General features: G+C 50.9%; 13 protein-coding genes. 3 read left to right on the top strand and 10 right to left on the bottom strand.

Annotated elements, in window-relative coordinates; translation table 11 throughout:
* Positions 1-3: 3 nt before the first annotated feature.
* The 5 genes from ACJJIW_RS08565 to ACJJIW_RS08545 form a co-directional block, all read right to left on the bottom strand.
* Complete coding sequence (locus ACJJIW_RS08565) at positions 4-597, bottom strand: YqiA/YcfP family alpha/beta fold hydrolase (RefSeq protein WP_444937107.1); 594 nt, start codon at positions 595-597, stop codon at positions 4-6.
* A gap of 102 nt (positions 598-699) precedes the next feature.
* Positions 700-1,374 (bottom strand): hypothetical protein, encoded by a 675-nt coding sequence (locus ACJJIW_RS08560; RefSeq protein WP_444937106.1) that lies wholly within the window; start codon positions 1,372-1,374, stop codon positions 700-702.
* A 344-nt stretch (positions 1,375-1,718) separates the two neighbouring features.
* Entirely contained in the window at positions 1,719-2,543 is an 825-nt protein-coding gene (gene cpdA / locus ACJJIW_RS08555) for a 3',5'-cyclic-AMP phosphodiesterase (RefSeq protein ID WP_282931017.1), read from the bottom strand.
* A 41-nt stretch (positions 2,544-2,584) separates the two neighbouring features.
* Positions 2,585-3,106, bottom strand: coding sequence for a DUF1249 domain-containing protein (locus tag ACJJIW_RS08550; RefSeq protein ID WP_282931016.1), 522 nt, complete (start codon positions 3,104-3,106; stop codon positions 2,585-2,587).
* Between the two features lie 87 nt (positions 3,107-3,193).
* Complete coding sequence (locus ACJJIW_RS08545) at positions 3,194-3,856, bottom strand: NUDIX domain-containing protein (RefSeq protein WP_282931015.1); 663 nt, start codon at positions 3,854-3,856, stop codon at positions 3,194-3,196.
* A gap of 146 nt (positions 3,857-4,002) precedes the next feature.
* Between ACJJIW_RS08545 and ACJJIW_RS08540 the strand changes: the two genes are divergently transcribed.
* The gene (locus ACJJIW_RS08540; protein WP_444937105.1) at positions 4,003-5,043 is read left to right on the top strand and encodes a glycosyltransferase family protein; all 1,041 of its coding nucleotides are present in this window, start codon (positions 4,003-4,005) and stop codon (positions 5,041-5,043) included.
* Positions 5,044-5,079: 36 nt separating this feature from the next.
* The gene (locus ACJJIW_RS08535) at positions 5,080-6,132 is read left to right on the top strand and encodes a glycosyltransferase (RefSeq protein WP_282931013.1); all 1,053 of its coding nucleotides are present in this window, start codon (positions 5,080-5,082) and stop codon (positions 6,130-6,132) included.
* Between the two features lie 69 nt (positions 6,133-6,201).
* On the opposite strand, the gene ACJJIW_RS08530 is transcribed toward ACJJIW_RS08535, so the two are convergent.
* From ACJJIW_RS08530 to ACJJIW_RS08515, 4 genes are all read right to left on the bottom strand, one after another.
* Entirely contained in the window at positions 6,202-6,753 is a 552-nt protein-coding gene (locus ACJJIW_RS08530) for a DUF4136 domain-containing protein (protein ID WP_413663548.1), read from the bottom strand.
* A gap of 22 nt (positions 6,754-6,775) precedes the next feature.
* Positions 6,776-9,160 (bottom strand): PqiB family protein, encoded by a 2,385-nt coding sequence (locus ACJJIW_RS08525; RefSeq protein WP_444937104.1) that lies wholly within the window; start codon positions 9,158-9,160, stop codon positions 6,776-6,778.
* Positions 9,153-9,716, bottom strand: a complete 564-nt coding sequence (locus tag ACJJIW_RS08520) for a paraquat-inducible protein A (protein WP_444892193.1) — start codon at positions 9,714-9,716, stop codon at positions 9,153-9,155. Before ACJJIW_RS08520 ends, ACJJIW_RS08525 begins: the two co-directional genes overlap by 8 nt.
* 109 nt (positions 9,717-9,825) lie before the next feature.
* Positions 9,826-10,479: a paraquat-inducible protein A gene (locus tag ACJJIW_RS08515; protein ID WP_282931007.1), complete on the bottom strand. Its 654-nt coding sequence runs from the start codon at positions 10,477-10,479 to the stop codon at positions 9,826-9,828.
* A 351-nt stretch (positions 10,480-10,830) separates the two neighbouring features.
* Here ACJJIW_RS08515 and ACJJIW_RS08510 point away from each other — a divergent pair, with 351 nt between their 5' ends.
* Positions 10,831-12,354 carry a TolC family outer membrane protein gene (locus ACJJIW_RS08510; protein ID WP_444937103.1) on the top strand — a complete coding sequence of 508 codons (1,524 nt, stop codon included), beginning with the start codon at positions 10,831-10,833 and terminating at the stop codon, positions 12,352-12,354.
* A gap of 14 nt (positions 12,355-12,368) precedes the next feature.
* On the opposite strand, the gene waaA is transcribed toward ACJJIW_RS08510, so the two are convergent.
* Entirely contained in the window at positions 12,369-13,694 is a 1,326-nt protein-coding gene (waaA, locus tag ACJJIW_RS08505) for a lipid IV(A) 3-deoxy-D-manno-octulosonic acid transferase (protein WP_282931004.1), read from the bottom strand.
* Between the last annotated feature and the right edge of the window lie 97 nt (positions 13,695-13,791).

The raw sequence follows: 13,791 nt of genomic DNA, 5'->3' as shown, positions 1-13,791 counted from the left end.
TGATTACTGCTCGTTAAATAGAAATTCGGTGATAGGGTCGCAATAGCGTGCGAACTCCTGAAAACTATGATCGCCACCGTCTTCAATGGTCTGGCGTTGCCCTTGGTAGAAATCCTGCGCTTCGCGATAATCCAGAACTTCATCCCCGCGCTGGGCGAGTAACCAGTAGCGACTCTGTAATGGCTTCTCCAATTCAGCCTGTACCCGCTGCATGGCATCTACATCAACCTGGGTAAGACGGAATTCCTCTTCTTCACCGCTATAGGGTTTTAAAACCTTCCCCACATAGGCTGGAATAAAGCGCGCGGGGCGCACTGCAGGATTTATCAGTACAGCGGGCAATCGGAAGCGCTCACCAAGGTAAGTGCACCAAAAGCCCCCCATAGAACTCCCTACCAGTCCAATGGGCCCCCTATCGGACTGCCGAAGGAGATCCTCCACAAGAGCCACCAAAGATTTCTGCGCCTCCTCTGTATAGGGAGGAATCTGCGGTGCACAGAAGGTAACATGCGGGTATTGGGCCTGGAGCCGTTCCCGCATCAACTGGCATTTGAAGGACTGTGGTGATGAAAGGAAGCCGTGCAGATATATCAGCACCGGCCTTCCCTGAAGATCATTAGTTTGCATAGGCGGTGATTATAGCGCCCATATCGTCAATCGGGGGCGCTATGTAACCAGAAGCCTCAAACCGTGTGGGAATCACAGCAATGTGCGATTCAAACTGGCAAAGGCCCGCCCCATATCTACACGCATATCAGACCAGAAAGTAACACTGGTAAAGCGCTCCAAGCGTCCACCCGGGCCATAGGCACCAAAGTTCTCACCGATATCGCGGCGATCCCGGAAGCGCATCACTGCATTGCCCTCTCGATCATAAAGAGTTCCAACCAGTACACCATAGGCACTCTGCTCGGTGTAGACGCGCCAGGTCCAGGGAGAGGGGTCCAGTGGCGCAGCTACCGAAAATTTCTCCAGGGATAAGGACAATGTGTAATCTGCCTCTTCCTGCTCCTCTGCTATCACGCTGTTACGGGGTTCGAGAAACTTCTCGGCAAACGTTTTGACCAACAGTGCATTCATCTGCTGTAGGTCCCTATCATCCAGCTCGTAATCTTTCTCTCTGTAGCGGGTGCGCGGCACCGAAGAAAAGCGCTTGGTGTAATCAATTTGCACAGGGGCAATAAACACTTTGGAGCCGCTCATATCAAAAGCAAAGGCCGCGGCAACTTCATCCAGCGAGCTGGATCTGGGAACCAAACCTTGGCTATCCTCCTGCACTGCCAGCTTTGACTCTCCCACCTTACTGGGGTTCTGTGCACAGGCGCCGACTAATAACGCCAAGCCAATGAGCGGTAAAACAAATATTCTGTTCATTATTATTCCTCACTTCCCGATGTTATCCACTTAACTGACGGAGTAGCTGCAAAATACGCATGAAATGAGGGGCAGTAGCGCAAATAAAACCCCAGTACCTATTAGCGTATTTTATCAACTGTCAAATACTACTATTGATTCTGGTATGCCCCATTAAACAAATATCATCAATGATCATAAGTCTGGGGAAATTTTATTGTACGGTCAGAAGACAAAAAAGATAATGGTAAGTTCGTAAAGGGAGGCTTTACAAATAAAGGCGAGCTAGAAACTCTCAAATAAAACGATAGAAATCCCACAAAGTGGGACTTCAAAAAAGTAGGCACATTTCAAGGAGAAGTGACTCAGTAGCCGGAAGACGCAAAATCGACAGAGTATTTTGAAACCTCAACCCGTTCGACCCCGGTTTTATAGCTACCGTCATCATATAAATCGAACCAACGATATCCCGGCATCTCGTCGTCTACAGCAAAAGGCCCACTACCCGGAGTAAATTGTACAGACGTGGAAGGTGTCGCATGTAAGCCGACCCGACCCTCATGATTATCAAACTGCTGATGTACATGGCCCCACACGAGCGCTTTGACTTGGGGCGCTTTGGATACCATTTGCAAGAGTTGCTCGCGTCCATCGCGCAACATATGGCCATCAATCCACTTACTACCCACCTGTACCGGTTGGTGGTGCATCATGATCATTACCGGGTGTTCCCGGGTTTCCCAAAGCAGCAGCTGCAAACGCTCAAGCTGAGCTTCGCTGAGACCGCCACATATCTGGTTTTCAACACTGGTATCAAGAAGCAAGAGGCGCCAATTTCCTAGGGCAACCACTTCTGTACAGCGTTGTGGGGCCAGCTGTTTCATACGAGAGCTTAAGTCGTGATTCCCCGGTAGCCAGTACCAAGGTTTCTGCACCCTGCGCATTTTCTGAAGAAACCGGCGGTAAGAGGCCTCGGCCCCATTCGCGCTAATATCTCCTGTCGCCACCAGCAGTTGCGCTGCCTGCTGTCTGGAAACGATTGCGGACAGTACCTCATCCAAAGTATGACCGGTATCCAAACCCAGTAATTGATAATCCGGCCGGCTGCCAATGTGTGGGTCTGTTATTTGGATCAGACGATATGAATTGGTCTTATCGGACCTGCTAGGCTTATTGTGCTCGCGAATCACTTGCTCACCTTGTAATCACATCCATGTGTTCTACCGCAGAATTAAATTTTTCGGCCATCCAGCACTAATTGAAATTCTGCGCGACCATTTGCAAGACAGTACTCAAGCCACTCACCGAGAAAACGGTTGGCCTGAGGCCTCTCATCTGCGCGCTGCATACGGGGATTTGGGTAAGCGATATCCACTCCTTTACCACCTACCGGCCCACAGCCATTAACTGCTATCACCTCTGCCATCCGCGCATCGTGATAGAGACGAGCGGTCAGGTTGGGAGATACTAGCCAGTGGCTTTCACTGAGATTTACCTCTGCGTCCAGTGACACTTCTGTGGTGTACCTGGATCGCGCTACCACTCTCAGCTTTAAGCTGCCACCAGGGATTTGATAGCACCATTGCTCTCTCTCTGAAAGCTCAGGTAACAGCCTCAGTAGACGTAGGTAGTTAGCGTCGCAGTCGGCATGATAAGACGGTAAATCGACGCGATATACTGCTTTACCGTTGCCATTTGGCGACATTTTCGTCTGCCTGCGCTGACGCGCACCTACCTCACGCACTAGAGCCATTATCAACACTCCAATTCAATTGCCGCCGTGATTTACATCTCAGTTTGCCTTTTGTCCGGGTAAAGTAGCGCAAAAGGCTGTGACCGCTCAGGCGGGTGACGTCATATGAGTAAACTGTTTCCGATTTAACTCTAGCCACTGCACCGAAATCAGTGTTGTGGCATTGTCTATCGGGTTTTCTCCCGGGGCGTAATCCCTCCGCATCGCATCTACGACGTTCTGCCTCGGGAATACCCGCAAACGGATATCCTCATTTTCCTCAGCCAGGCCGAATACGCCCTCGGCCTGCTCCAAATCTACCAGGGCACAATACAGATGTATCCGCTCCGAGCTGCCCCCGGGGCTGGGGATATAACTGTGGATAAAGTACAGGTCGTCCACGGTGCATCCAGACTCTTCAAACACCTCCCTGCGCGCTACATCCTCCAGATTCTCCCCTTTCTCCACCATACCGGCTACCACTTCAAGACACCAAGGTCCTGCAGGGCGTCCCAAGGCACCCGTACGGAATTGCTCGGTAAGTGCCAACAGGTCCCTGACAGGATCGTAAAGTAGGACTCCCACGGCCTCACCACGCTGAAACAGCTCCCGCTCTATTTCATTGCTCCAACCCCCGCGAAACAAGCGGTGGCGCAGTCGCAGGCGCACCATAGTAAAAAATCCTTTAAACACGGTTTCCCTGGAAATTATGTCTACCGAATCAGCGGTGAACTCCGGGTTTAAATCAGTTCGACTGTTATCTTGTGGCATGGTTCGTCTTTCCCTAGGTTTCGGTTTTGCTGCGCTGCTTCCGCGACAAGACCGGGGTACCAGCTGTTATACTCTGCGCCCACCGTACCAGCCGCTGACTACAGAGGCTATCCGGGTTTCCGTGTTGAATTTCGAGAGTACACAACATGAGAGTGCTGAATATCGCCTATCAGCAGCTACGGCGCTATGGCAAGACAAGGGTTAGCTGGGCACAAAAGCTCACCTTCGGCCTGATTAAAAATGATCACTACACCCAAGTGTTCAGCGACCGCGATATCGCCGCGTTTGAGGCACCCTTTGGTATTCGCGACCTGGGTGTAAAAAAGGCGAACCGACGCTTGATGGAAACTGTCGAGGCCTTTGAGCCAGACCTCATCATTGCAGGCCACTGCGATATGATCACTAACGACACTCTGAAGGCCATTAAGCAACGCCTGCCCAATTGCTTTATCGCTCACTGCAATAATGATCCCCTCTTTGTTCCCAGCAATGTCGAACGAATCAAATACCGCGCGGAAGTCGCCGATGCAGTTTTTGTATCCACCGGGCGAAGAGAACTGAAAATTTTTGAGGGCTTTGGTGCTCGTGTTTATCACATGCCGAACCCGGTTGAACCCTCGATTGAAAACCTTAATAACGCTGAACGCACAGATTTAGCCATCGACCTGCTTTTCTGCAGTAACAGCAATAATTTCACCAAGCGTTTGCAAATGGTTAAAAACCTGAAAGATGCCTTGGGGGATTCGCTGAACTTTAAAACCTATGGCAGCTTCGGCGAGGCACCCGTTTGGGGCCGCGACTACGACCACGCTCTATCTCAAACCAAAATGGGACTGAATTTCAATCGCCAGGATACCCATTACTGGTATTCCTCAGCACGCATGGCGCAGTTGGCGGGCAACGGTATTTTGCAGTTCACCAGTGATAAATTACATTTTGATGACTTGTTACCCGCTGAGAGCGTCGTTTATTTCTCCGATGAGCAGGACCTACTGGAAAAAATCCGCGAATTTAACAGTGACGATGCCAAGCGACGCGCCTGGGCCACACGGGCCAGGGAGTTTTTCCACAATGAAATGAACTCGAAGCTCTACGCTCAGTACATTGTCGAAGCCACAAGCCTACAGCCTTTTAGCCACGACTATGCTTGGGCTCAAGATATCAATCTGGATGGCACACTCAGGTAGTGTTGACCCACTCTATTCGATCAGATGCAATAGATTATGAGTAATAACCCAATTCGAGTCGCACAGATACTCGCCGGTGCTGAGCACGGTGGTGCTGAAAATTTCTTTGTGCGTCTCGTCAGTGGATTAAATCCCCGCAGCGAAATTACAGAAAAAGCGTTTATTCGCAACCACGATCACCGGGTACAGGCACTGCGCGGCAACAATGTTGAAACCGAAGGTTTTAAATTTGGTGGCAAGCTGGATTTTCTCGGCCGAAAAAAATACCGGGATGCCCTGAACCAATGGCAACCGGATATCGTGATGACCTGGATGGGGCGTGCTACTTCAATCACCCCCAACTCTGAAAAATACCTGTTGGTAAGCCGCCTCGGGCACTATTACAACCTGAAGTATTACCGTCACGCAGATTATTGGATCGGCATCAGCAAGGGTATCTGCCAGCATTTAAGGGACGGGGGCATCCCCAAGGATAAAATTTTCCATATCCCCAATTTTGCCGATGAGACACCGGTTAATCCGCTGCCAAGAAACAGCTTCAACACCCCGGAAGACCGACCCCTGATCCTGGCTGCAGGCCGCCTGCATATCAATAAAGGGTTCGACACTCTCCTCCATTCACTCACCCAGGTACCCAACGCCACTCTGTGGCTCGCGGGTAGTGGCCCAGAGGAGAGCAAGCTGAAATCCCTGTGCCATCAACTCGGCCTGGAAGAGCGGGTTCGCTTCCTCGGTTGGCGCAATGATGTCACCACTCTGATGCGCACTGCGGATATGTTCGTGTGCCCATCGCGCCATGAGGGCCTGGGCTCTATTGTGATGGAATCCTGGGCCCATCGCTGCCCTATAGTAGCGACGGACTCTCAGGGCCCTGGAGAAGTAATTACCAATGGCAAAACCGGTCTGATTACCCCTATCGATAATGCCGATGAACTGGCCAAAGCCATGAAGTCCGTTATCGAATCGCCGGAATTGCGCCAAAGCCTGATCGAAAATGCGGCCGAGGAGTACGCAACGACATATGCGAAACAGGTTATCGTCGACTCCTATATCGATCTATACGAAAACCTGATGAAGAAAGGGCGCTAGCGGTGAATAGCAGCCACCTTTAACCCGGCGGCTGCTAAATCTTGTTTTTCGTTTCGTGCCAAATCGTACTTATTGATAGGCCGGAGGCAAATCCCGCAAGAGTGCGCTGACCCCATTGGCGATCAGTCGTTGACGCTGCTCAATACTATCGGGGCGTGTTAACAATTCACTGGCTCTCCCCCCCCAAATCACAGCCCCGCCCGGGCGCCCAATACCCACACTCATAATCACCAAGGGGGCATCTGTCAGGGGCGGTAGTTCCACTACATCCTGTGGAGCATTGCTATCAAACTGTTTGTCCCAGCTGGGATCCCGGGTATCACCGGAGAAAAACTCATCGACTACCGCAACCTGGTAATCCACCACCATATCCGCATCCTGGTCCTGGGAGACTTGGCGATATCCTCGTTGCTGTAACTCTGCGGCAACGGTATCCCGCATTTCTTCATCCAACTCCACCAGCTGGGCAGAGGCATCTTCTGAGCCACTCAACGGCGCTACCCCCCATTTATACGTGGCAAAGGCAACCGGTGGCTCCCCGGTAGCGGCTTTTTCAACCTGTATCTCCTGGCAACCCGCCAATACCAAGATACTCAGCAAGCCTGTTAATAAATAGCGCATAAAAACTCCTACATTCCCGTACTTATTTTACTGGTTCGACCGTGCCGTAAAGTTCTATCTTAGGACTCCAGGTATACCACTTGGGTTCAGCTTTCGGGTAGAGAGGGAAATGGCTGCCCGACTCCACTTCAAATCCCATAAAAGGGGCTTCTGGCGTGGCAAATGCGATCCCCCCCTGCAACAGGGCCTGAGCCGATTCCGTATTGATATTAAGTCCACTTTTCAGACCAAAATTCACATCGACGCCACTGGCATTCCAAAACACCGTGTGCTCTCGCACCAGGGGCTGGTATTGGGGTTCAATATGAACATAGATATACACTCGATCAGCATACTCCCCCAAGGCAAAACCTGTAACCTCCCCCACTTTTACTTGGCGATAATAAACCGGACTCCCTGCTACCAAAGATCCTCGCCTCGCAGCATCCAGGATAATTCCCAGCCCAGGGCGGGTAAAAGTTTCTGCCAGGTCTTCTTCCGGAGCCTGTTCCAAAGCGTAAAACTTTGTCTGAGGACCACCTAAGCCGGGCTCAAGCGCTAGGTAGCGCCCTGTAATCAGGGTATCCAGATGGGCAATCTTATCAATGCCAATTTGTGGGGATACCACCCATATACGAGTACCCTCCCGGGCAAACTGTTCCCCTCGATGATACAACTTCGCCCTAGCCCACACCTCTCCTAAAGAACGATCGAGCCTCAGGCGGGTGATCTCTCCAACTTGCACCCCGCGGTAACGTAGGGGGGCTCCAACTCTAAGCCCCTCGGCACTTACGAGACTCACCTGAATCTGTATCCCCCCTTCCAGAGCTGCCTCCCGGCTACTATAAAGGGGAAACTGATCTCCATTTTTCGCCTGTCCGCCTTTTCCAAGATCTTCCCGACGTATACCAAAGGCGACGCCGCCGCGCAGAAGCGACATCAACGAATCCGCTTCCACTTCCACCCCCTCGGTCAAGCTCGCGGTGGCTCGCAATCCGCTGACATTCCAGAATCGAACGCCCTCCTGCACAAAGTGCGCATAACGGGGCTCTATCACGACATAAACTTCTACGCCTTCGCCATCCCTTCGTAGCTCCATTCCCTGAACTTTTCCCACTTCTATACGGCGAAAATAAACTGGAGCACCGCGCTGCAATGATCCTGGGTTACGCGAAGTCAAGCGTAAGTGTAGCCCTGGCACACGAGGATCCATCGGTGGTGCAGATGTCCGAGCAGTAAAATTCCGCTGTGAGCGCTGCCCTTTACGCAGATCCACTTCTATACGATTTCCCTGGATTAGATCATTAAGCCCGCCGGTAAAATCCAGGGTAGGAGGAGCTAACCAGAAGCGAGTATTTTCGGTGAGTAATTCATCGGTAGTCGGATCCATAAGGACTTTTACTTCCATACCATTTAAACGGTTATTCGCTTTGGCAGCGCTGACTTCCCCGACCTGGATACCTTGATAATAAACTTTTGTAGTTTCAGGAGTGACATTGACCCCCTGATCAAAATTCAATGTCACTGGAATTCCCGCATCCGCTGCAGAAAAATTTTTGTATAACTTAAATTCACTACCATTTACAGCAAGTGGAGATTGGCGTTGATTTTCCGGGGTGTAAAAACTGACCCCGCCAGCAAAAAGTGCTGCGAGAGATTCCAAGTTGACGCTGATTCCACTGATGCCACCTTCAATAGAAATTCCAGAACTATTCCAAAAGCGACTACCCCGGTGGACCAGATAAGCATATTCGCGGCGAATAAATAATTCGATACTGACTTCGCTTCCATTTCGATCCAAACGGTAATCCGCTACCTGCCCGACTCGCAATTGACGATAATATACCGGCGACCCGCGACTTAAAGAGCCCAAGCGACGGGACTGTAAAACGACACGTAAACCATCCCCACGAATAAACGCGGGGGGCTGGTCCAGGGCGACAAAATTGCGCTTGCGATTTCCACTGCCTGATTCAACCGCAATATAATTCCCTGATAGCAATGTTTCTAAACCACTAATCCCTGTAATGGAAAGCTCTGGTTTTACTACCCAAAACTCAGTTCCCTCCACCAGTAAATATTCTGCACTGCGATTTAAACTAACCTCAGCTAAAACTCCATCAGCACCATTCAACTCCTTCGCATTAGGTACCAAACGAACATCCTGAACCACCCCAATATCGACTCCAGAATACTTAACTACTGTTTTGCCCTTTACTAGGCCATCACCGGAGTGAAATAGAATAGTGGCCTTAACATCCCCCTCAGAAAAATCCTGATAAAGTAACCAAAGTGCAATTAGCCCTGCAATCAAGGGCAAAATCCACACCAAAGGCAATCCCTTACTTGTACGCACCACTCCCCGCTGGGCACCACCATCCAGGCGAGGTTCTTCACTTATGTCCTGCGGGGGCAGTTCCTCAGCCATTCTCTGCAGCACTCCTATGGGCCGTCTCCGGCTCTACAGCAGACTGATACAGATCTCCATCGTAGGCATCCCAAATTAGTCGGGGATCGAAGGTTCGTGCCGCCAACATGGTCACCACTACCACAGAGGCAAAAGCCGTAGCACCAGCTCCAGCAGTTACCTGGGAAATAAATCCCATATCCACTAGTGATACCAAAATTGAAATCATAAATAAGTCTAAAAGTGACCAACGGCCAATGCCGGAAACCACCCGGAATATTTTCATGGACTGAATTGGATCGAAGGACATACGCAACTGGATTTGAATCAGGAGCAGCCCCAGTCCCAGCAGCTTCATCACAGGCACTGCAATACTGGCAACAAAGACAACTAAAGCTATTCCCCACATTCCCGAGTTATAGAGTTGCATAACCCCGCTAATGATGGTGCTGGGATCACCGGCACCTAAATAAACTACGGTCATTATCGGCAACACATTGGCAGGTAAAAGCAATAAAGTGCCAGTAATCGTCAGAGCCCAGGTCAACATCAAGCTTCCCTCAATTCTGCTATGCACTCTCGCTCCACAGCGCGGACATCGACAACGACCAATTTGGGGAAGAATAATTAATTGATGACAGCATAGGCAGCTGGTTAAGCCTTTCTTTAAACCTTTAATTGGTACGCTATTCACAAGCTTGTCCTTTAAGCGCACGACGTTGTGCCAAGCGGTGCCAAATTGCTGTTTGGTCAAAACTCAGGGAAGAGAGATTTGCCAGTAGCATCATGGCACCAAAACAGTACAGCCCCGGTTCTACCTCCATCTTGCCCAAATCCCGTAATTTAATCAGCGCCACCAAAATTCCGAGCATATAGACATCGAGCATGCCCCACTCTTTTATGTGCTGGTAAAAGCGAATAGCATTAGATACCGGCCGGTCAAGCCAGGCCCATGCGCTGCCCCAACAAATAAATAACAACAGGGCAAATTTACCTACCGGAGCTATAACGCTACAGAAAAGCACTAGCACCGAGAGCCAAATAAATCCCGCCTTGAAAAGAGAGTAAACGCCATTAAGCAAAGTGCTTTCTGCACCAAATGAGAACAGGGAAAAGTCGAGCAGCGGCAAGCTGACAGAGGGAATAAATAATAAGAGGCCGGTGAGGCTGAGAGCCAGGGTGTAGTAAATACTGTGATTGCCATTGCGATGCAAAGTACAGCGACATCGGGGACAAACCAGCTTTTGCCCCGGGGGCGCCAAGCTGCCGGTTAAAAGTAGATCGCATTCGTGACAGACTCTCTGCCAATCGGTCAGCACCGCGTTGTGCTCCTCATTCATGGACAGTCAGTCCTTGCCTTATTCTGCACAATTTTTGCCGCATCCAAATGCTTATGAGGCGCGTCTATTGAAATATAGGCCCTCAACCATTATTCAATGGGCCCGTATTATTGCCAAGAAATTACCGATAAACGCACATAGGTGTCGGTTTAACGAAGATATAGCAAAAAGCCGAAAGCCGTCTCGACGGTCGGTTTGACCCCGGGTAAACTCTCGCGACTGCTATTGGGGAGACTGGCAATATTAGTAATAACCGCAAGCTGGAGCCCTCTATATCCCCACTACATGACACCAGCTCCAAATAACTTGCAAAAGCTTGAAGACCGTACCCTCCACAGGAAGTCGAAACAGATGAAAAGAAGTAACCGCACAGAGCCGCAAGGCCGCAAGTTGCGTCCGCTGAAAAAACTAATCGCCGCTACGCTGCTGGGCCTGGGCGCTATGCAGGCACAAGCCGACACCCTGTGGGATATCTATACACAGGCCCTGGAGAATGATCCCGAGCTGTCCGCAGATCGCGCTGCTTACCATGCAGGTATCGAGGCTAAGTACCAGTTTCGCGCACTCTTGCTTCCTCAAGTGGAAGCCAACTATATAGCCGAAAGAAGCCATACCTATAGCGCCGCAAATAACTTCCAGCTCGTGGATGTCAGTGGAGAGGGTGAAGACGAAGATATTCAACTGATTAACTTCAGACCCAGAGTCACTGAGTCCGTACAAGAAAGAACCTACGCTGCCACCCTGAATCAAGCTATTTTTGATGCTCCAGCCTGGTTCGATTTCCAGCGGGGCAAGAGACTTACGGAACAGGCAACGGCAGAATTTAGCGCCAACCAGCAAGGAATGATGATTCGTGTTGCCACTGCGTATTTTGACGTGTTACGCGCTTACGATGTTCTAGAAGCTGCGATTGCTGAAGAGCAGGCTCTAGCCAAACAGCTGGAACAGACTCAGCAACGCTTTGAAGTGGGACTCACTGCAATTACTGACGTTTACGACTCCCAAGCGGCTTATGACAGCTCTGTCGCCCGCCGCCTCACCGCTCAGGATGACTTACTCAGCAATTTTGACGCCTTATCTGTTTTGACTGGTGGCTATCATGACGAAGTGGCACCTCTAATTGCCGACTTTAAGGTAACCCCCCCTACTCCATCGGATCGCGCCGACTGGGTTGAATTTGCCTTAGCAAATAATTTTGTTTTGAAAGCTGCACGCCTGGGAGCTGACGCAGCCCGATATAATGCCCGAGCAGTAGCCAGTGAGCACCTTCCCACAGTTACAGGGACACTTGCTTACTCAAATTTCACCGCTACTGGAGAACAAAAGGCCCGTACCACTGATGTATCTGGGACTCAGTTCGATAGATTTCCGCAAGATACAAAATCTTGGGAATCATCAGCAGCAGTTACCGTAACTATGCCGCTTTTCACCGGCGGTCTCCTCAGTGCGAATCGTCGCCAAGCTCGAAACCAAGCCTTCGAGGCCCAAGACCTGAGTATCCTGACAGAGAGAGATACTATACAAACCACCCGCACCCTTCACCGCGCAGTTGTCACTGATGTCTCCCGGGTCGCAGCCAGAGAGCAGGCTGTTGTTTCTGCTAAGAGTGCCCTGGATGCCACTCAGGCGGGGTATGAAGTGGGCACCCGAAATATTGTAGATGTGCTTCTGGCACAGCGGACCCTATTCGAATCACAAACCGATTACGCCAACTCACTGTACGATTACATCTTGAACTCATTGAGCTTGAAACAAGCTGCGGGGCTCCTATCACCCAAAGATCTTCAAGATCTGGATATGATGTTGAATCCCGCAAACGTTGTCTCCCGCGTCGAGGAAACTGGCGGCACTAGCCTTCCAGCTCCCTCGAAGTAACTGCCCAATTGCGACTACCAGAGAGCAGGGTTTTTATCCTCTCTCTGGCCCCCATCTCGAATTGCTAAGCTCTCCACTTCCTCCAGTAAACGCTGCAAAGCGCCACTATTTTCTAAAGCCACCGCCTTCGCTCTCTGCCCGACAGCCATTCTCTGTCCTACATCTTCCAGCCAGACCTGAACCTGTAATGCCATCGACTCACCATCCTCAACTACAGCCATGGCCCCGGCCTCCTGCAGTAAGCTGGATACGGTGGAGAAATTGTGCAGATGCGGGCCAGAAATAACCGGCACACCCCAGGCAGCAGGTTCAATCATATTATGGCCACCAACAGAAACTAGGCTGCCCCCCACAAAGGCAATGTCACAGGCTCCATAAAAGCGCAGTAATTCCCCCATGGTATCTCCCAGGAGAACCTCATCAGAAGCTTCTACGGCCGTGCCTTCACTCCTGCGAGTGAGTCTAAACCCTCGCTCTTTGCACAGGCGAGCAACACCGTCAAATCGCTGAGGGTGCCGAGGAACCAGAACCAGCAGCAAATCACTAAATTTTTTCTTTAGGATGGAGAAAGCCTCCAAAACAACCTCATCCTCTCCCACATGAGTGCTCGCAGCCAACCATATAGGCCTGCCTGACTTCCCCCGCCACTGGTGCGCCAATGCCTGGGCTTCACTTGCCAACCCCAAGTCAATACTGAGGTCAAACTTAATATTGCCATTGGCCACTGCCCGCTCGCTTGGCAACCCCAGATCGATAAACCTCTGCATATCGGCAGGATACTGAGCCACAACACGATCAAGATAACCCAACATCCTGCAAGTTAAAGAGGGAAAGCGGCCGTAGCCCCGCGCAGATTTTTCACTAAGTCGCGCGTTAGCCAGTAAAGTGGGGATCTTCCTACTTGAGCAGAGCTTGAGTAAGTTAGGCCAAAGCTCAGTTTCTATAATCACTAGAACACTAGGATTTAGCGCATTGAGAAATGGCACCAGGCACTCGGGCAGGTCGTAAGGCAGGTAGTAGTGAAGCAGGCGGCCGCCAAGAATTGGCTTCAGGGCTTCATGAACGCGCTCAGATCCGGTGGGGGTTGTGGTCGTTACCAGCCATTGCCAATCTGTGTGCCGAGCAGCCAGCTTAGAAATCACTGGTACAGCGGCCAGGGTCTCACCTACAGAAACAGAGTGAACCCAAATCAACGGTGCCCTGCTATGCCTTTTGGGCACCTGACCCAATCGTTCTCTCAAACGCTGCCGGTAAGCAGGCTGGCTGCGCCCTCTCCACCAGAGGCGCAGCAGGACAACAGGTAAAAACAGACGGAAGAGCCAGGAATAAAGTGTTTGCATGGAGCGGGCGTCACCAAAAGATCAATATTGCCACCAAAGGAGGCGCTATGATGACGGTTATCTCTTCTGTGGAAAACACCCTCTTAGAGACGCCCCA

The organism is Microbulbifer maximicatervae (SeqCode) (assembly GCF_052467815.1).
This window is presented reverse-complemented; position numbering and strand designations above follow the sequence as displayed.

Bases quoted from the DNA above. Each gene is read 5' to 3' on its own strand.
- ACJJIW_RS08560 (WP_444937106.1), bottom strand. From the start codon at position 1,374: ATGAACAGAATATTTGTTTTACCGCTCATTGGCTTGGCGTTATTAGTC.
- ACJJIW_RS08550 (WP_282931016.1), bottom strand. From the start codon at position 3,106: ATGGCTCTAGTGCGTGAGGTAGGTGCGCGTCAGCGCAGGCAGACGAAA.
- ACJJIW_RS08545 (WP_282931015.1), bottom strand. From the start codon at position 3,856: ATGCCACAAGATAACAGTCGAACTGATTTAAACCCGGAGTTCACCGCT.
- ACJJIW_RS08540 (WP_444937105.1), top strand. From the start codon at position 4,003: ATGAGAGTGCTGAATATCGCCTATCAGCAGCTACGGCGCTATGGCAAG.
- ACJJIW_RS08535 (WP_282931013.1), top strand. From the start codon at position 5,080: ATGAGTAATAACCCAATTCGAGTCGCACAGATACTCGCCGGTGCTGAG.
- ACJJIW_RS08530 (WP_413663548.1), bottom strand. From the start codon at position 6,753: ATGCGCTATTTATTAACAGGCTTGCTGAGTATCTTGGTATTGGCGGGT.
- ACJJIW_RS08525 (WP_444937104.1), bottom strand. From the start codon at position 9,160: ATGGCTGAGGAACTGCCCCCGCAGGACATAAGTGAAGAACCTCGCCTG.
- ACJJIW_RS08515 (WP_282931007.1), bottom strand. From the start codon at position 10,479: ATGAATGAGGAGCACAACGCGGTGCTGACCGATTGGCAGAGAGTCTGT.
- ACJJIW_RS08510 (WP_444937103.1), top strand. From the start codon at position 10,831: ATGAAAAGAAGTAACCGCACAGAGCCGCAAGGCCGCAAGTTGCGTCCG.
- waaA (WP_282931004.1), bottom strand. From the start codon at position 13,694: ATGCAAACACTTTATTCCTGGCTCTTCCGTCTGTTTTTACCTGTTGTC.